Raw genomic sequence first — 435 nt, 5'->3', positions numbered from 1 at the left:
CTCCGATCTTCGCCACGCTCTGGGTCAAGCTGGCCACGCGCAACCGTGAGCCCAGCACCCCGATGAAGTTCGCGCTGGCGATGCTCCTCATCGGTGGCTCCTTCGGCATCATGGGCCTGGCGGGCGCGGCCGCGGCCAACAGCGACACGGGCAAGGTCACCGTGTTCTGGCTGCTCGCCGTCTACCTGGCGCAGACCATGGGTGAGATGTGCCTCTCCCCGGTCGGCCTGTCGCTGTCCACGAAGCTGGCGCCGAAGATGTTCGTCGGCCAGATCATGGGCCTGTGGTTCCTGGCCACGTCGACGGGCAACGCCCTGAACGGCTGGACCACGAAGCTCAACGCTCCGCTGGGCGACGCCGCGTACTACACGCTGCAGGCGGTCGTGGCGGTCGCGGCGGGCATCGCCTTCATGGTGGCGGGCCGCAAGATCCGCG

The 435-nt window shown here is 68.5% G+C and carries 1 pseudogene; it reads left to right on the top strand.

The features are described from left to right. Positions 1-62 precede the first annotated feature (62 nt). Positions 63-435 (top strand): annotated as a pseudogene (locus AB0C16_RS40650) (MFS transporter); the annotation flags it as partial.

Source organism: Nonomuraea sp. NPDC048916, assembly GCF_040649575.1.
Classification (GTDB): Bacteria; Actinomycetota; Actinomycetes; order Streptosporangiales; family Streptosporangiaceae; genus Nonomuraea.
Note: the sequence above shows the minus strand (reverse complement) of the source record. Positions and strands in the feature narration are given on the sequence as shown.